The 18162-nt window shown below is 62.7% G+C and carries 14 protein-coding genes and 2 tRNA genes; 6 read left to right on the top strand and 10 right to left on the bottom strand.

The window, feature by feature from the left end:
* Nucleotides 1–44: 44 nt before the first annotated feature.
* Nucleotides 45–338, top strand: a complete 294-nt coding sequence (locus LB525_RS04265) for a hypothetical protein (RefSeq protein ID WP_095765009.1) — start codon at nucleotides 45–47, stop codon at nucleotides 336–338.
* A 322-nt stretch (nucleotides 339–660) separates the two neighbouring features.
* Here the strand turns inward: LB525_RS04265 and LB525_RS04260 are convergent, their stop codons facing one another.
* The 9 genes from LB525_RS04260 to LB525_RS04220 form a co-directional block, all read right to left on the bottom strand.
* Nucleotides 661–1488: a tetratricopeptide repeat protein gene (locus tag LB525_RS04260; RefSeq protein ID WP_224543640.1), complete on the bottom strand. Its 828-nt coding sequence runs from the start codon at nucleotides 1486–1488 to the stop codon at nucleotides 661–663.
* On the bottom strand, nucleotides 1475–3199 hold the full coding sequence (gene ilvD / locus LB525_RS04255) for a dihydroxy-acid dehydratase (protein WP_140840483.1): 1725 nt from the start codon (nucleotides 3197–3199) through the stop codon (nucleotides 1475–1477). Before ilvD ends, LB525_RS04260 begins: the two co-directional genes overlap by 14 nt.
* A 290-nt stretch (nucleotides 3200–3489) precedes the next feature.
* On the bottom strand, nucleotides 3490–4758 hold the full coding sequence (locus tag LB525_RS04250) for an OmpP1/FadL family transporter (RefSeq protein ID WP_224522617.1): 1269 nt from the start codon (nucleotides 4756–4758) through the stop codon (nucleotides 3490–3492).
* A gap of 362 nt (nucleotides 4759–5120) precedes the next feature.
* A complete protein-coding gene (locus LB525_RS04245) occupies nucleotides 5121–7904 on the bottom strand; it encodes a valine--tRNA ligase (RefSeq protein ID WP_224543638.1) in 2784 nt (927 codons plus the stop codon).
* A 209-nt stretch (nucleotides 7905–8113) separates the two neighbouring features.
* Entirely contained in the window at nucleotides 8114–8911 is a 798-nt protein-coding gene (locus LB525_RS04240) for a PopZ family protein (RefSeq protein ID WP_224543636.1), read from the bottom strand.
* Between the two features lie 279 nt (nucleotides 8912–9190).
* A complete protein-coding gene (locus tag LB525_RS04235) occupies nucleotides 9191–10573 on the bottom strand; it encodes a TolC family outer membrane protein (RefSeq protein ID WP_224543634.1) in 1383 nt (460 codons plus the stop codon).
* Between the two features lie 186 nt (nucleotides 10574–10759).
* A complete protein-coding gene (locus LB525_RS04230; protein ID WP_224543632.1) occupies nucleotides 10760–11434 on the bottom strand; it encodes a protein-L-isoaspartate O-methyltransferase family protein in 675 nt (224 codons plus the stop codon).
* 92 nt (nucleotides 11435–11526) lie between these two features.
* Nucleotides 11527–11600 (bottom strand) — tRNA-Cys (locus tag LB525_RS04225).
* 163 nt (nucleotides 11601–11763) lie between these two features.
* On the bottom strand, nucleotides 11764–12024 hold the full coding sequence (locus LB525_RS04220) for a hypothetical protein (RefSeq protein WP_095765002.1): 261 nt from the start codon (nucleotides 12022–12024) through the stop codon (nucleotides 11764–11766).
* Between the two features lie 208 nt (nucleotides 12025–12232).
* Here LB525_RS04220 and LB525_RS04215 point away from each other — a divergent pair.
* Nucleotides 12233–12307: transfer RNA gene (locus LB525_RS04215), tRNA-Asn, on the top strand.
* Nucleotides 12308–12643: 336 nt separating this feature from the next.
* On the opposite strand, the gene LB525_RS04210 is transcribed toward LB525_RS04215, so the two are convergent.
* A complete protein-coding gene (locus LB525_RS04210) occupies nucleotides 12644–12931 on the bottom strand; it encodes a hypothetical protein (protein WP_095765001.1) in 288 nt (95 codons plus the stop codon).
* Between the two features lie 251 nt (nucleotides 12932–13182).
* Here LB525_RS04210 and LB525_RS04205 point away from each other — a divergent pair, with 251 nt between their 5' ends.
* The 4 genes from LB525_RS04205 (at nucleotide 13183) to LB525_RS04190 (ending at nucleotide 18110) form a co-directional block, all read left to right on the top strand.
* Nucleotides 13183–13440 carry a hypothetical protein gene (locus LB525_RS04205; protein ID WP_176476901.1) on the top strand — a complete coding sequence of 86 codons (258 nt, stop codon included), beginning with the start codon at nucleotides 13183–13185 and terminating at the stop codon, nucleotides 13438–13440.
* Nucleotides 13441–13464: 24 nt separating this feature from the next.
* Nucleotides 13465–14235: a hypothetical protein gene (locus LB525_RS04200; protein ID WP_140840505.1), complete on the top strand. Its 771-nt coding sequence runs from the start codon at nucleotides 13465–13467 to the stop codon at nucleotides 14233–14235.
* Nucleotides 14236–15279: 1044 nt separating this feature from the next.
* Complete coding sequence (locus LB525_RS04195; RefSeq protein WP_224543630.1) at nucleotides 15280–16497, top strand: HlyD family secretion protein; 1218 nt, start codon at nucleotides 15280–15282, stop codon at nucleotides 16495–16497.
* Nucleotides 16494–18110: a DHA2 family efflux MFS transporter permease subunit gene (locus LB525_RS04190; protein ID WP_224543627.1), complete on the top strand. Its 1617-nt coding sequence runs from the start codon at nucleotides 16494–16496 to the stop codon at nucleotides 18108–18110. Before LB525_RS04195 ends, LB525_RS04190 begins: the two co-directional genes overlap by 4 nt.
* Nucleotides 18111–18162 lie beyond the last annotated feature (52 nt).

Raw genomic sequence — 18162 nt, 5'->3', positions numbered from 1 at the left:
TCGCCACAAATCCCGTCTTTGATGCGGCTTGCTGTGGGGGTTGAATGGCGATCCGATTTCTTTTCTGGCCAGCCGGCCTTGCCTTGGCGCTTGCCGCGCCGGCGCCGTTGCTGGCGGCGCCAACCTGTCTTGCCAACGGCAAATCCTTCAACGTCGGCGAGACAGCGTGCCTGACGCTGGCCGGCGAGAGTTACCTCGCCCGCTGCGACATGGTTCTCAACAACACGTCCTGGACCAGGATCAAGGACGAATGTCCGGGCGAAGCGCCAAAGCCGCACCCGACATCGCTTTCGACCCCGACGCCCGGCCAGACGCCGACGGAGCCGACCGAGAACTGAGGCCTCGTTGATCTCCCCACCATCCAGGTTACGCTATGCACACATCTTCTGTGACTGGCGCGACTGATCAGGCCGAGGCTTGATTGCCAGGTGGTTCCCCCAATCCGTCGCTGCTTCGCAGCGCCACCTTTCCCCCCTCCGGAGGGAAAGGAAGGGAGCGTTGCTGGACGAGCGTTGACGGCAAAAAGCTTGGCGCCTTTCCTCTACCCCGTCGATCGGGGGAGAGGTGGCTCGGCGAAGCCGAGACGGAGTGGGGGTCGACCAGCGCTACATTAGCCAATGCATGCGCCAAGCTGCCATGCACGCTATCGCCAACCTGCGCTTATTGGTCGCCGTTGTTGCCCTTGGTCAGGATATCGTCGGCGAGCGAGATCGCGGTCCGGCGATCGGCCTCGCCGGCCGCGGCGAAAGCCTCTTCCTGCATGTTGCGAATCCAGGGCTGGTCGGCCGCCGGAGCCCGCGCCAGCGCCGCCGTCATCATCGCCAGGCCGCGCACGACCTTGCCGCTCTGGAACAGTAGATTGCCGAGCGTCGCCTGCGCGCCGGCATGGCCCTTCTCGGCCGCGAGCTGCAGCCAGCGGCCTGCCTGCTTGACGCTGGCCTTCACGCCGCCCTCGCCCTTGAGGAACATCTGGCCGATCTCGAACTGGGCGTTCGGATTGCGGTAGTTAGCGGCGGCGCGCATGTAATATTCCTGCGCCGCGACGTCGTTTTCCTCGACCGGGGTGCCGGGAATGCCCTTGCGAAGATAGTCGCCGAGCGCCACCAGCGCGTCCGACACATAGCTTTCTTCCGGCGAGCCGGGCTCGACATCCTGATCGACGATTTCCGAGAAGAACTTGAAAGCGGCGTAATCGTCGCGCGTCACGCCGTCGCCTTCGGCATACATGCGCGCAAGCTTCCAGGTGGCGCCGATCTGGCCGTTCTCGGCGGCGTATTTATAGGCTTCGACCGCCTGATCCTTATGGCCGCTCTTGTAGGCGGAGAACCCGAACTGGAACACCGCCCAGGGGCTCGACTGCGGCTTCACGCCGGTCTTGTCGTCGAACACCTTGTCGTCGAAGGCCATGGCCTGCCCGACGGTGCCCAAGGTCGCCAGAGCGACCAGTGCCGAAAAGACAGACGACCTCAACACCTCAGATGTCCGCATAGCAGTGCGTTTCTTTGGCGGCGCCCGGATGGGTCACCGCGCCGTCGCGGGCCGACCCGACGGCCTGCGCATATTTCCAAATCGCGCCGGACTGATAGTCGGTCTCGCGCGCCTTCCAATTCTTTGCCCGGGTCGCCAGTTCGGCGTCCGACAGGGCCACCTCGATCGTGCCTTGCACGGCGTCGATCGAGATCACGTCGCCGTCCTGGATCAGCCCGATCGGCCCGCCGACCGCCGCTTCCGGCCCGACATGGCCGATGCAGAAGCCGCGCGTGGCGCCGGAGAAGCGCCCGTCGGTGATCAGCGCCACCTTCCCGCCCATGCCCTGGCCGTAGAGCGCCGCCGTCGTCGACAGCATCTCGCGCATGCCCGGACCGCCGCGCGGCCCCTCGTAGCGAATGACGAGAACCTCGCCTTCCCGGTAGTTGCGCTGCGTGACCGCCTCGAAGCACTCTTCTTCCGAATCGAAGCAGCGCGCCGGACCGGAGAATTTCAGTTCCGACATGCCCGCGACCTTCACGATCGCGCCTTCGGGGGCAAGGTTGCCCTTCAAGCCCACAACGCCGCCTGTCTTGGTGATTGGCCGATTGGCGGGACGCACAACATCCTGGCTTTCATTCCAGGAAACGTGCTCCATATTTTCGGCCAAAGTGCGGCCAGTGACCGTCAAGCAGTCGCCATGCAGATAGCCGTGGTCGAGCAGCGTCTTCATCAGAAGCGGAATGCCGCCGGCCTCGAACATATCCTTGGCGACATATTTGCCGCCCGGCTTGAGGTCGGCGATATAGGGCGTCTTCTCGAAGATCGCCGCCACGTCGAACAGGTCGAACTTGATGCCGGCCTCATGCGCGATCGCCGGCAGGTGCAGCGCCGCGTTGGTCGAGCCGCCGGTGGCCGACACCACGGTCGCCGCGTTCTCCAGCGCCTTGCGCGTGACGATGTCGCGCGGCCGGATGTTCCTGGCTATCAGTTCCATGACCTTTTCGCCCGAGGCGAAATTGAAGCGGTCGCGCATCTCGTATGGGGCCGGCGCGCCGCAGGAATAGGGCAGCGCAAGACCGATCGCTTCGGCGACAGTCGCCATGGTGTTGGCGGTGAACTGGGCGCCGCAGGAACCGGCGGAAGGACAGGCCGCCTGCTCGATCTCGAGCAATTCGGCGTCGCTGATCGATCCGACCGAATGCTGGCCGACCGCCTCGAACACGTCCTGCACGGTGATCTGCCGGCCGCGATAGCTGCCGGGCAGGATCGAGCCGCCATAGATGAAGATCGACGGCACGTTGAGGCGCACCATCGCCATCATCATGCCGGGCAGCGACTTGTCGCAGCCGGCGAGCCCGACCAGCGCATCGTAGCAATGGCCGCGCATGGTGAGCTCGACCGAATCGGCGATGACCTCGCGCGACACCAGCGACGACTTCATGCCCTGGTGACCCATGGCGATGCCGTCGGTGACGGTGATGGTGCAGAACTCGCGCGGCGTGCCGTTGGCGGCCGCAACGCCCTTCTTGACCACCTGCGCCTGGCGCATCAGCGAGATGTTGCAGGGGGCAGCCTCGTTCCAGCAACTGGCGACGCCGACCAAAGGCTGCGCGATCTCGGCCGCCGACAGCCCCATGGCATAGAGATACGAACGATGCGGCGCCCGCGCCGGACCTTCGGTCACGTAGCGGCTGGGCAGCTTGGCCTTGGAGATTGCCTTGGCGTCCATCATCGTCCTTGCCGCACACCCCGCGGCCGGTCCCATCGCCGGGCCAACCTGGCACGCATCCCGGGACATATCTCGGGTGCTCCGGGTTTATGGCGGGAAATGGGCAGTTCCCTCGGCAAGTCTTTTAGCGCGGGGGTTGTTCATAAACTGTTGCCAAAACGTCACAATCGTATCGGGCGCCGGATGCGCGGCGAATCTGCAACAGCGAGTTGAGGACTGAGAATTACGATCGCCGTCATCAACGGAAAGGGCCGGGCAATGCCGGCCCTTTTCCGTTCAAATTTAGGCAGTTACCACTTGACCTTGAAGGATCCTGAAATGGCCGACACGAGGTCGTTGCCAAAGTCGGCGGTATAGTCCGTGCCGTAGGTAACGCCGTCAGAACCAACGACCGAGTGGATATGCCCGCTGGTTAGCACGCCCAAGGCACCGCCTAGACGGACTTCCACATTCTGTGTCGGCGTATAAGCCACGCCAGCGCTGAGCGTCCAGGTATCTGTCTGAGCGCTGAGACCGGTGGTCGTGCCGCGATCCCAAGTGATCCCTGCAGCCCCACTCCACTGATCGTTGAACTTGTGGCCGATGCCTGCGGCAACCGTCCAGCCATCACGGTAGAGCAAGTCGAGAGATGTAAGCCGCGTAAGACTGGTCGTCGTGCAAACTGCCACGCCCGTCGGGCAGAAAGGAATGCTCTGCAGCACGCTCCAATCCACCCATTTGATGGACCCAAAGGCCAACCAGCCGGGAGCTATGCCGGACTGCAGCTTGAGCTCCACTGACTGCGGGACCTCCGAGGAACCGCTGACATCGGTGACCCTGCCCAAAAAAGGGTTTGACGGATTGATGAACCCTGGAACCTGGGTCAGATCAAGCGTTCCGCTTAGATCATCGAGCTTGACAGCCGAATTATAAACCAGGCTGGCACGCAGCGCGATGTCCGGAATCTCATAAGCTACGCCCGCGCGCCATCCCCATCCGTCTCCCTCAAGATCAAGACGTCCGATGCCCGTACCGAATATTGCCGGAATGGGAGCAACCAGCTGTTCCTTGAAGCCCGAAACATCCTCGTGGAACACGCCGCCAATGAAGCGAAACTGGCCCTTGCCGAGGTCCATTTTGTACGAGCAGGTCGCACCAAAGGCTTCGCTCTCTACCTGCGTATTGACGTTCCCTTGTGCACCCGCCCAGTTGGCGCCCGGATTGCTGGATGCACCGATCGGTTGGGAGTAGTCCCCCAAGCAATCGATCGGACCCATGCCAACCTTGATACCCACGCTCGGCACCCAATAGCTTTCAGTGTCGCGGGCTGTGGTCGATCTACCCAGTGCATTGAGATTGCCGTCAGAAGGATCCGCATCCCTCACATTCTTGAGGTCGCGTTGCGGCATCACATAGGTGCCGGTGACCTCGCCCGTGACCTGTGCCGGATCGAAAAGCAGATCGATGTCGTACCAGCCACGCTCCAGGCCGCCGGCATGCGCCGGGACGACTGCGGCGCCGGCCAAAGCGATCGAAAAGCACCCTGCCCCCAGCAGCGCTTTGACTCGCAAAATGTTCATGGAAATCCCTCCCCAAATACAAGTGGCTCAAGCTAGAACCAATTCGGGTTAACGACGCAACAACGATTTCAGGAGCTGTACATGTACATCTTGACAGCACCTATTTTTGCCATGGTCATCGACGCCGCAATCGGCGCCTAAGTCGCGCGAACCGGCGTCAAAGGATCGAAAAAATCCGGGGAAACTGCCAAAAAACGGGGCAAAAACAGCCGGTTTTGGGGCTGACGGCCCTCATTGTTACATTATGGCAACAATGGGGCGCAAACTTTCCGTTTACGTCAAAATTAACGCAGCGGCAGCCGCATTTTCGAGGCAGCTAACGTACCGGAAAGCGCCTTCGGAGCGGCGGCGAATCTTGCCGTTCAGCCGGCGTCGCGGACCCTGGTCAAAGCCACCGAAAGCTTCTCCTGCGCCTCGCGATATTCGGCGAGTTTCTCGCGCTCGGCCTCAACCACTTCTTCAGGTGCGTTGGCGACGAACTTTTCATTCGACAGCTTCTTGTGCAGGCGGGCGATCTCCTCGGTGACCTTGGCCAGTTCCTTCCGCAGACGCGCGGCCTCGGCCTGGAGATCGATCAGGCTGCCGAGCGGCAGGCTTACCGTCGCCTCGTTGATCACGATCTGCGCCGAACCTTGCGGCGGCGCATCGGCAAGCGCGATATCGCCGACACGCGCCAGCCGCTTGATCGCCTGCGCGTGGCGCTCCAGCCGCTCCTGCGTCAGCGTGTTGGCGCCGATCACCGTGAGCGGCGCGATTGCCGCCGGCGGCACATTCATCTCCGAGCGCACCGAGCGGACGCCCGAGACGAGATCGACCAGCCAGTTGATGTCGGCGGCGGCCTCCTCATCCTCGAAATCGGGCGACGGCCATGCGGCGTGGCAAAGCAGCGACGAGCGCTCCTTGCCCTCGCCCGCGGTCTGCGCCCAAAGCTCCTCGGTCATGAACGGCATCATCGGATGCAGGAGCTTGTAGATTTCGTCCAGCACGAAGGCGACGCAGGCCCGGCTCTCGGCCTTGGCAGCCTCGTCCGTGCCCATGAAAACCGGCTTCAATAGTTCCAGGTACCAGTCGCAGAACAGGTTCCAGACGAAACGGTAGGCAGCACCCGCCGCTTCGTTGAAACGATAGCTGGTGATGCCTTCGGTGACCGCGCGCGCCGCCCGCGTCAGCTCGGTCAGGATCCAGCGATTGACCGGCAGCTTGGCGTCGTTCAGCCAGAACTCGTCGTTGCGCGCGACGTCGTTCATCTCGGCGAAGCGCGTCGCGTTCCACAGCTTGGTGCCGAAATTGCGGTAGCCGGCGATGCGCGCCGGATCGAGCTTCACGTCGCGGCCTTGCGCCGCCATGACCGTCAGCGTGAAGCGCAGCGCATCGGCGCCATATTCGTCGATCAGGTCGAGCGGATCGATGACGTTGCCTTTCGACTTCGACATCTTCTGCCCGTTCTTGTCGCGCACCAGCGCGTGCACATAGACGGTGTGGAACGGCTCCTCGTCCATGAAGTGCAGGCCCATCATCATCATGCGGGCGACCCAGAAGAAGATGATGTCGAAGCCGGTCACCAGCACGTCCGTCTGGTAATAGGTCTTGAGCTCCGGCGTCTGGTCGGGCCAGCCGAGCGTCGAGAACGGCCACAGCGCCGACGAGAACCAGGTGTCGAGCACATCCTCGTCGCGGGTCAGAATCTCGCCCGGCTGGAAGTTCTCGAGCTTGTCCTCGACCCAAGCCTTCCAGGGCCCTTCCAGCGCGAGGTAATATTCAATGGCTGCAGCGAGCGCCTCTTCCTCGGTCTTCTCGACGAAGACATGCCCGTCCGGTCCGTACCAGGCCGGGATCTGGTGACCCCACCAGAGCTGGCGCGAGATGCACCAGGGCTGGATGTTCTCCATCCAGTCGAAATAGGTCTTTTCCCAATTCTTCGGCACGAAGTTGGTTCGGCCCTCGCGCACCGAAGCGATCGCCGGCTTGGCGAGCTCGGCGGCGTTCACGTACCACTGGTCGGTCAGGAACGGCTCGATCGGCACGCCGCCGCGGTCGCCATGCGGCACGGTGTGCCGGTGCGGCTCGATCTTGTCGAGGAAGCCGCCGGCCTCCATCAGCTCGACGATCTTCTTGCGGGCAGTGAAGCGGTCGAGCCCATCCAGCTCGTCCCATATCGCCTGGCGCCCCGGCGTGACCTCTAGGCCGGCCAGGAAGTCCTCATTGTCCTTCAGCTTGATGGCCGCTTCGACCGTCAGGATGTTGATCGCCGGCAGCTTGTGGCGCTTGCCGACCTCGAAGTCGTTGAAATCATGCGCCGGCGTGATCTTGACCGCGCCGGAGCCTTTTTCCGGATCGGAATACTCGTCGGCGACGATCGGTATCTTGCGGCCGACGATCGGCAGCACGACGTTGCGGCCGACCAGACCGGAGAAGCGCTCGTCATCGGGATGCACGGCCACGGCCGTGTCGCCGAGCATCGTCTCGGGACGCGTCGTGGCGACCGTGATGAAGGTCTTCGGGTTCTCAGGGTCGAACGCCTCGCCGTCGATCGGATAGCGGAAGTGCCAGAGATTGCCGTTCACCTCGTGCTGCTCGACCTCGAGGTCGGAAATGGCGGTGAGCAGCTTCGGGTCCCAGTTCACAAGGCGCTTGTCCTTGTAGATAAGGCCTTCCTTGTAGAGGGTGACGAAGACTTCGAGCACGGCCTTGGACAGGCCTTCGTCCATGGTGAAGCGTTCGCGCGACCAGTCGGCCGAGGCGCCGAGCCGCTTCAGCTGGTTGAAGATCGCGCCGCCGGATTCGGCCTTCCACTCCCAAACCTTCTCGATGAACTCTTCGCGCGTCAGATCGCGGCGCTGGATCTGCTTTTCCATGAGCTGACGCTCGACCACCATCTGCGTGGCGATGCCGGCGTGATCCATGCCGGGCTGCCAGAGCACGTTCTTGCCGCGCATGCGCTCGAAGCGCACCAGAATGTCCTGCAGCGTGTTGTTGAGCGCATGGCCCATATGCAGCGAGCCGGTGACGTTCGGCGGCGGGATGACGATGGTGAAGGCTTCGGCCCCTTCCTCCGCGCCGGCGCCCGCTCGGAAGGCATCGGCCTCTTCCCAGATTTTGGCGATCTTCGGCTCGACGGCTTTGGCGTCGTAGGTCTTATCAAGCATGGAGGAGGTCCGAACTGTCGGGAACAAGCGTCCGGTGTAAATCGGAAGGTCTTGGCCGAGTCAACCGCGAGAGCAGCGATCGCTTCCACAGATAGGTCTGCCGCGGCCAGCGGCAATGCCGGCTAAGCCAGGACAGACGCGTTCATCCAGGCACCTTAAACAAAAGCGCCGCCCCAAGGCGGCGCTTGTCAGCCTGCATGTTGCGGCGGTTACTGCGCCCCGCGCGCCACGCGCTCGATCTCCTCGCGTACCAGCCTTTCGACCAGCGTCGGCAGGTTGTTGTCGAGCCAATCCTGCAGCATCGGCCGCAGCATCTCCTCGGCCATCTCGTCGAAGCTTTTCTTGCCGCGGCTGGCAAAAGCATCGGAAAGCTCGCCAAAGGCTGCTGCGACCTGCCGGCCCGTATGCTCGGAAAGGATCGCGGGCCGGGCCGGCTGCGCCTCCGGTTCGGAGGCCCGGGACGCGCCTACAGGCGCGGAATCTTCGAACGCCGGCTCTTCCTTCTCGACCTCGGCCTTCGGCGCGGCTTCCGAGACCCGGATGGCCGGTCTCGCGGTGACCGTGCTGCCGCCGACCGCCGCTATTTCGCGCCGCCAGTCGGCGACAATGGTCTCGGCCGTCTGCGGCGCATTTGCCGCGGCTGGCTTGCCTGCGGCCGCTTGCGCCCCCGGCGCAGTACTCTCAAGCTCAACCGTCGGCGCAGCCGTAGGCGCAGTCTTCACCGGCTCGGCGCGGGCGGCGCGCGGCAGCACTGGATCGGTCGCCGCAAGCTGCGCCTGGACCTCCGCCAGCGTCGGCGGCTTGCGGACGTCGGCATGCAATTCGGAACGAAAGGCATCAACCTCGACAGCCGGCGCGCCAGCCGCGGCCGGCTCCAGATCCTGGCGCAGCTCGCCGGCCTCGGCCGGTTGCTTGCGCCCGGTGTCGCTGTCTTCGATGATCCTTCGGATGGAAGCCAGTATCTCTTCCATGGAAGGTTCGCGCTGCGCGCTGCTTGCCGTCGCCATCGTCACATCCGCCGCCCTAGTGACCTGTCCAAGAACTTGACCTGTTCCAGAACCGACCGTTCAAGAACTTGACCCGCCCAAGAATTCCGTCCTGCCCGGGCCGGAATTCGAATCAATGGAAACAGCGTAACCGACCGATCGTCATCCGAGAATCCCCAATCTGGGGACACGTTGGATTTCAACAGATTAGGCGGCGCGCAGCCGAATGAGTCTCCCGGAAAGACAAACGCCGCGCGTCCATCGGACACGCGGCGCTCGCAGGAAGCATGCTGTCGGCAATCAGCGCCCGTCGGGCGTGCGCAGTCCGATCCACTTGTCCTTGACGGCGTTGTAGTGCTCTTCCGGCCGGTATTTGGCGACTGCCAGGCCAAGACGGTCGACCGACAGCCGGCCCATCGCCGACAGGATGGCATAGCTCGCCACCACCACGTCGCGCTCGGAACTGGCCTGGTTGATCTTGGCAGTAATGACCGCGTTCTGCGCGTTCAACACGTCCAGCGTCGTGCGCTGGCCGACATTGCGCTCCTCGATGACGCCGTTGAGCGCCAGTTGCGCGGCATCGATCACCTGCCTGTTGGCATCCACGCTCTGGCGCGCGGCGACATATTGCGTCCAGGCCGAGACCACGGCCTGGCGCACCTGGTCGCGGCTGACATCGACCTGGATGCGCGCCTCGCCCAGTGATTCCTTGCTCTGCCGCACCAGCGCCGAGGTCCGGCCACCCGAATAGATCGGAATGGTGAGCGAAGCGCCGATATTGGCCGATGTCGAACTACCGTTAGGACTGGTGATGGAACTGGGAACGGTGTGGGTGTAGTTGTCCGAAACGCCGGCGGAAGCCGTAAGCTGCGGCAGCAGCGCGCCTTCCGACGACTTCACCGCAAAAACCGCGGCATCGACGAGATGCTGTGTGGCAAGAATGGCGGGATGTTCGGCGGAAGCGATGGCCAAGGCGGAATCGACGCTACCCGGCAGCAGCTTGCCAAGCGGCGAGGCTGCCTTGAGCTTGCCCGGCTCGTCGCCGACGATCTGGTGATAGGTGGCGGCGCTCGCCAGCGCCGTCGCGCGGGCGGCGCTCAGCTGCGCCACGGCCGTCGCGCGCGAGGCATCGGCCTGGGCCACGTCGGTGCGGGTGCCCTCGCCGACCTCGAAGCGCGAGCGGGCGGCGCGCGCCTGCTCGGTCAGGAACTGCAGGTTTTGCTCGGTCAACGCCGCGACCTGGCGGTCGCGAATCACGTCCATATAGGCGCTCGCCGCATTGAACAGGATATTCTCTTCGGTGTTGCGCAGGCTTTCGACCGAAGCCTTCACCTGCGATTCGGCGGCGGCGACATTGTTCTTGGTCTGAAACCCGTCGAACAGCGTCTGGTTGATCTGCACTCCGAAGCTGCCCGTCGTTAATCTCCGGCTGGTGCCAAAGCCATGTATGTTGGTGTAGTCGATGTTAGCCGAACCGGTGACGGTCGGGCGCCAGCCCGACTTGGCGATGGCCACGCCCTCATCGGTGACGCGAACGCCGGCGCGGGCCGCGTTGAGCTGCGAATTGTACTGATAGGCTTTGGCGAGCGCGCCCGTGATGGTTTCGGCAGAGGCGGCCAGCGGCGAAAGCGCGGTGGCCGAAACAAGGATAGCTACTAAAATACTCTTGCGTAGAGGCGGCACGTTATATCCCTCATTCGTTTTGCATGGGAACCACGCCACGCCAACCTACCCTTACGGATCGGCCAGCGCCGCGTTGTTTATCGTTCCCCCGCTGACGGCCTCCCAAAAACACCCGGTTAACCAAATCAGCAACGATTGTCAGGCGCAAGCGATCATGACAGCGCCTTCGCTGCAAGGCAAAAACGCTCAGAATTCAAATGCGTGAGCACGTTCGAAGCCCGGTAGTGGCTTAATTGCCGCATTAAAGGCACGCCTTCCGGTTACAACCCCCCCTGCCTTGACAAACAGCCGGGCCACGCCAGAGTTGCCACGCCCTTCGACCGCAACCAGGCGTCCATCTTCCGCGAGCTGGTCGAGCAATGCCTGCGGCACTTCCTCGACGCTGCCGCCAATGAAGATGACATTGTAGGGCCCTTTGGCGGCCTGCCCTTGCGGCAGCGGCCCGGTAACGACCGTGACGTTTTGGCAGCCAAGGCTGGAAAGTGTTGATTTCGCGGCCTCCGCCAGCGTTGCATCGCTCTCCAGCGCGACGACGGAACGCGCGAGCCTGGACAGCAACGCGGCGGAATAGCCGGTGCCGCAACCGACATCGAGCACCGAATCGCTCGCGTCGATCTCGGCCAGCTGCAAAAGCTTGGCGAGCGGCGACGGCTCCATCAGGTAGCGTGCGCCGCTGCCATTGGCGCCCTCGGAAATGCGGATGTCTTCGTCGATATAGGCCAGATCCTGCTGTCCGGCGCCGACAAAGGCCTCGCGCGGAACGGCCAGCATCGCTTCGATGAGCGGCGCGCTGGTCACGTCGGTGGTGCGGATCTGGCCGTCGACCATCTTCACGCGGCGTTCGGAGAAATCAGCGTTCATGTCCCAACAATCCGCTCCCCGCGCCAGGCGCGCGGCCAAAACTTCAACCGGAACCCCGCTCCGGCGCGATTGCGCTGGAGCCCGCAAGCATCTGGAGGCCTCGCCCGGAATCGAACCGGGGTGCAAGGATTTGCAGTCCTCTGCGTAACCACTCCGCCACGAGGCCTCGCAATGCTCCCGGCGTTCCGAGCGAACTCATTATGTTGGCGCTCAAAGGTCGTCAAGCGCTCGCGCGTCATTCCCGGCGCTTTCGCATCGAGCGCCAAAGTGGTGATTACCAATCTGTTTCATGGGTCCGGAATCACTGCGGCGAAGGCCGCCCCGTGCTCTCAGTCGGGCCGCCGCCGGCGTTCCCACCAGACGACGAAACGCCGCCGGTGGCGTCGGATCATCGCGAATTCATAGGATAGAACCAGGAGACCGAGCGGAATCATCCAGAAACCGAGAATCGGCAGAAAGCCCAGAAGCCCGCCGAGCGTAAGCAGCATGCCGATCGCGATTCGCCAGCCGCGCGAGCGCGGCATGGTGAACTCGCGGCCGAAGATCGAAATCTTCCGCGCCGGGGCGTTGTCATCATCCGCTGCGGTCATTCAAGCCAGATCCCATCTGCTGCCTAAGCCATATCAAGACGACAACCGGCCGCCTTGTTCCGCGCCGGTGTGAAGCCCTTCATATGTGGGCGCGCCGGACGATGGCACAAATAGCCGCATCAAAAACTGGAGAAAAATTGCGAAATGCTTCTTTGCAAAGCCGAAAGGTGTTTGCTATAGGCTGCGCCACTCACGTCAGAGCCTCCGTTCCCCGGTAGCTCAGTGGTAGAGCAACCGGCTGTTAACCGGTTGGTCGCTGGTTCGAATCCGGCCCGGGGAGCCAAGTTCCACTCGGAACGCCTTGTATCGACGTTTTCAAAGCCCGGCCTTTCCCCAGCGGTCCACATTCCGGCACGCTCGAGGTTCAACCTCAAGGTAATGTCCGTCAAGCGCATCCACGACTGTGCCGAAACCGTCTGATTGTTGTCTGTTTCCAGATGCTGGCGATGCAGAATTGAGGGCAGGCGCCCGCCAAAAAACCCGCCGCCGCATGGCAAGGCAGCGGGTTTTAAACGGCGGCCGCATCCATGCGGAATCGACCGCCTCAACCCGTCACCCGAGCGCATTGGGATCATTCCCTAGCGGGAGAACGGTGTGATGTGCTCATAGAGGGGAGGCTTCAGCCTCCCATCTTCTTGGCCATCGCGCAGAAGTCCGCGTGCGCCTTGTTGATGGTTGCGTCGCCGCAGTCTTTCAAAATCGCTGTACGCTCATCCGGCTTCATGGCCATCCAGGCAGTCTTGAAATCCGCCTCGGTTCTCAATGTTTTCATGCCAGCGTCGGTGAAGAACGGCGACATCTTGGCCGGGTCGTCGAGCGCGGACGTCCCGGTGCTACTACCGGCCATCGCGGCACTACCCATCATTGCGAGCGCAACTGCGCTCATGCAGAGCATCTTGATTTTCATTTGAATATCCTCCGGTTAGGTCCCAATGAAATGTGACCGTGACGAAAGAACGCGCAGTCATTCGAGACGTTCCCACGCGTTGCAAACAACCAAGGCGGTTGCGCCCGAATTACAGTGACGGTGCAGCCTCACATTGCTCCTGGAGCGCTGGCTCTGATCATTAGCCACCGTAATTCCGCCAAATCTGAAGCCTGGCATCTCGATTGCTCACCAATTGAACTAACGCAGACAACGACGTTAGGCCCAACGGAATGGGCATTCAGTCCAAATTGCTGGTCTTCACGAGGCCAAATAACCTTGCGAAGGAAAGGCAGGGGCAAATGGCCTGGAAACGAGCGATTGCTGTCAAAGACTGGTCTTGCGCCATGAGTGACGAGATTGGCCGCGTGGTCTTGGCCATAAACTCGACCGAAGGTGAAACGACCTACGTTCTGATGACAACCTTCCAGGCGGCGAAAATGGCTCAGGAGCTGCGGTCGCCGAAGATGGTCCCCCGATACGACATGTAGCCAGTCCAGCGGGGTTCCTAACGCATGATTGTTGAATTCGCAGGTCCGGCTGGGTCAGGCAAAACGACATTTGCGCATGCGCTTTATGAACAGTTGCGGGCTCACGGACACCCTGCACGGATTGTTCTCACTGACCGGCGGGTTGTTCACCGATCCATGCTGGACCCCGGCGGCATTGTCACTGCGATGTGTCGAGTCGCTCGCGCGGCTGCACGCTCGATTGGCATGGCCTGTCGTCCATCCGCGAATGCCGTCGACTTCAGAATTCGCGCAAACCTGGTGCACACACTGCCTCCCAGAAACGTGATCTGGCGCATCAGGCTAAGTCAATACGTTCTCCGCCTTGCCCGCGCATGGCGCCAATCTGCCGCGAGCGAGGAAATTCTTATTTTCGACGAAGCCTTCGTTCAGGCGGTTTCGATGCTCGCCTGCTTCAGTGGAACAGCAGATGAGACGTGCCTTGCACACGCGCTGGATTTCATCCCGGAGTCGGACGTGGTGGTTAGAATCGACGCCTGCGAGCAACTTCTCATCGAGCGGCTTGACCGGAGACAGAAGAGCCACACCTTTGCCGAGCGTTTGTTCGAAACCGGATTGGACAAAAGGCTTCAGTCGGCCACCGTCGTGGCGCGCGTATGCGGCTTGCTGACGGCGCGCGGCCGGTCGATCATTGACGTCGACGCCAACAATCAACGTGCACTAACGCTGGCGATCGACGAAATCGAAGAGGAAATCTTGGCGAGGTACAAACGCAGCTTGCACTCAGCAGCCTATCCGCCAATCCCGTTGGATTGAGTGGCGGCCTACAACGGACTTCCATTCACCGTCGGCGAAGACGGCTGCAGCCGCCGAACGTCTACACTCGCACGGGCAGTTCGGTCACCGTAGTTCCAGGAACAACCGTCGATTTATTGGCAAGGCGGGTCTTGGTTCCCACTGGCCGGCTAGGCATCCTCCATTCGTATGGCAAGAATCTTGGGTCGGGCTGATAGGCTCGATCTCAGCCGGAGCGTTGCGAGCCTTGCTGGTCAGGCCCGGCCTGACTGGTTCTACCCCGCCAGCCTTGCCGGGCCGCTTCGCCGAGGTGACGACCCACTGTCGTCGCCGGCTAGGCCTCGTCCTCTTCGATGCCAATGCTGTCCCCATCGCCATGGACCTTGTTCCGGTCCCATTCGTTGGTTTTGTCGGGCGGCAGCATTTCGGATTTCGCGTTGCTTGTCCTTGCGCGGCTTGGGACCTGTCAGATCGCGCGATGATTTAGGGTCGATTGAGCTTATCCCCGCGGTCGAACAGAATGCCAACGGCAGGCGGGCTCGAATGTCCTGCTGTGGGATGCAGCCGCCTGACTTGTAAGCGTTCGCCGCTGCTTGCCAGGGCCGGCGGCCCCGGTGCGAGGCTAGCAAGCCAGGTGGCTTGGGAGCGCGGCGGTTCGCCGTCGATGTCCGTCGTCGCCTTCATTCAACAGTTCCAGCAGCGCGGTACAATCGATCAGATCGTGAAACTGGGCGCTTGGGTCAAGCCGAAGGCAGGAGCCGTAAGATCGCAGGCTTCGCAGCCCCTGCATTTTTTGCAGCCTCGCCCGACGTTCCGCTTCTCCCGGCAATGGCCGAGTTGAGCTTTTGTCCTTTTCCATCGGAGACTGCATGAGCAGCCCCTCCCTGAGGTTTCGGTCGCAGCGACGATCCTATTACTCGCGCAGCGACGCTGCCATCATCCATTTGCAGGCCAATGCCTCCGGCGGGACTGAGGTGAACCCGGCATCCAGCGACAGGAACCTTTGCGGAAAACACCCGTTGACCCTGCTGCGAGAGGGGTCGACGATATCTGGGATCCGTTGCCTTGGACGCAAAAACTGACAGAAAAGAGCGCGAAACCGCTCCCGCCGAAGAATCGCGTGCTCAGCCGCGGTCCGATCGGCAGCAACGCCCGCCGGGCGACGACAAGCGCGTCGAAGACAGACCCGTAGAAGACAAGCGCGACGACGAGCAGGCGCAAGACAGGCAGGCGAATGACGGTTCGCCCGACGGCAACAAGCCCGGTCTCATCAAACGCCACCCCTACATAGCGACGCTCATCGCGATCCTCGTCTTGTTGGTCGTCGCGGCGGTGGTGATCTGGTGGATCAACGCACGGCACTATGAATGGACCGACGACGCCTTCATCGACGCGCGAACGGTAACGGTCGGCGCGGAAATTGCCGGGCGCATCACCGACGTTGCCGTGACCGACAACCAGCCGGTCGAGGCCGGCGCCGTGCTTCTGCGCATCGACGACAGCGACTACCAGGCCTCGCTCAAGCAGGCACAAGCCGGCGTGGCGGCGGCGCAGGCCGAGATCGCCAACGTCCAGGCCCAGACCCAGGCGCAGAATGCCAAGATCGATGTCGCCGGAAAGCAGGTGGCCCAGGCGCAGGCCGCGTTCGAATTCGCCAAATCCGAGGACCAGCGCAACCGTGAGCTGCTCGCCAAGGGCACGGCAACGCAACAACAGGCACAGCAGGCCGCTTCGACCTTGCGCCAGGACCAGGCAGCGCTCGATGCCGCCAACGCCAATGCCGAGGCGGCGAAAAGCCAGGTTGCGGTTCTGCAGGCACAAGGCAAGAGCGCCGAGGCCAAGCTTCGGCAGGCTGAAGCCACCGAGGATCAGGCCAGGACCACTCTCGCCCGCACGATGATCACGGCGCCCGTGGCGGGCCATGCCACCAACATCACGGTGGCGAAAGGCACCTATGCGCAGCCCGGCCAGGTGTTGATGATGTTCGTGCCCAAGGACGTCTGGGTGAAAGCGAATTTCAAGGAGACGCAGCTCGACCTGATGCGGCCGGGCCAGCCCGTCGACATCGCCATCGACGCCTATCCGGAAAAGACCTTCCATGGCCATGTCGACAGCGTCCAGGCCGGCAGCGGCACGGCGTTCAGCCTGCTCCCGGCCGAAAACGCCACCGGCAATTTCGTCAAGGTGGTGCAGCGCGTGCCGGTCAAGATCGTCTTCGACCAGCCGCCCGGCGTCTATCTCGGTCCCGGCATGTCTGTGGTGCCGACGGTCAAGGTCAGATGAGCGATGCCGCAACAGTCCAGGGCGACCAAAGCCGGTCTGCGGCCGGCGGGCGCAACCCATGGCTCATCGCGATCGTCGTCTCGATCGCCACCTTCATGCTGGTGCTCGACACCTCGATCGCCAATGTCGCGCTGCGCAACATTGCCGGCAGCCTGGCCGCCGGCATGGACGAAAGCACATGGGTGATCACCACCTATCTCGTCGCCAACTCCGTCATCATCCCGGTCAGCGGCTGGCTCGCCAGCGTCATCGGCCGCAAGCGCTATTATATGATCTGCGTGGCGACCTTCACGCTCGCATCGCTGCTGTGCGGACTGGCCCCCAATCTGCCGACGCTGATCGCCTTCCGCATCCTGCAGGGGCTCGGCGGCGGCGGCATGGCGCCGAGCGAGCAGTCGATCCTCGCCGACACTTTTCCGCCGGAGAAGCGCTCCCAGGCTTTTGCCCTCTACGGCATTGCGGTCATCGTTGCGCCAACGGTCGGCCCGACCATCGGCGGCTGGCTGACGGACAATTTTTCGTGGCACTGGATCTTCTTCATCAATGTGCCGTTCGGCATCATGTCGCTGGCGCTCGTGCAAGGGCTGGTCATCGAGCCCGACATTCTCGAGCGCGAGCGCTGCGAGCGGCTGAGCAAGGGGCTGAAGGTCGACTGGATCGGCTTCATCCTGGTGGCGATGGCGCTCGGTTGCCTCGAAGTCTTTCTCGACGAGGGCCAGCGCAACGACTGGTTCGCCTCGACCTTCATCACCACCTTCGCCGTGATCTCGGCGGTGTCGTTCCTGCTGCTTGTTCCTTGGGAGTGGACGAGGCGCGATCCGATCGTCGACATCCGCCTGCTTTTCAGCCGTCAGTTCGGCATGTCGTTCCTGGTCATGATGGCGGTGGGCGCGGTGCTCTTCAGCACCACCCAGCTTTTGCCGCAGCTGCAGCAGACGACCTTCGACTACACCGCCACCCTATCCGGCCTGTCGATGATGCCGGGCGGCATCGCCATGCTGATGCTGATGCCGATTTCGGGCTTTGCCGCCGGTATCGTTCAGCCGCGCTATCTCATCATGCTGGGCATGTCGGTGGTCGCGGTCGCGCTCTGGCACACGACTTCGCTGACGCCCGATGCCAGCTTCGGTTTCTTCGCCTATGCGCGCGTCTATATGATGATCGGCCTGCCGTTCCTGTTCATCCCGATCTCGACCGCCGCCTATGTCGGCCTGCCGCCGCAGAAGACCGATCAGGCGTCCTCGCTGATCAATGTCGCGCGCAACCTCGGCGGCAGCATCGGCGTGTCGCTGTCCAACACGGTGATTGCCCAGAACGCCCAGCTCCATCAGTCGGTGCTGGTCAGCCACACTGCACAGTCGAGCGACACCTATCAGCAGACGCTTCGCCAAGTAACGGACCATTTCGTCGCCGAAGGCTCGCCGCTGGCCGAGGCCAGGCAACAGGCCGTGGGTTGGATCGGCCAGGAGATCGGCCGCCAGGCTTCGCTGCTCGCCTATGTCGATGTCTTCTTCTATTGCGCGGTAGCGACGGCGCTGCTCGTGCCGGTCGCCCTGCTGTTGCGGCCGCCGAAGTCCGGGACAGCCAAACGGCAGGACAGCCCCGCTGTGTGACAGAGCCGCTTGCAAAAGGATGCTTGTGCGTCAATGTCGGGCGATGGTGCGG

This window comes from Mesorhizobium sp. CA16 (genome assembly GCF_020165175.1).
Classification (GTDB): Bacteria; Pseudomonadota; Alphaproteobacteria; order Rhizobiales; family Rhizobiaceae; genus Mesorhizobium.
The sequence above is the reverse complement of the archived record's forward strand: the minus strand, read 5'-3'. Positions and strand labels throughout refer to the sequence as shown.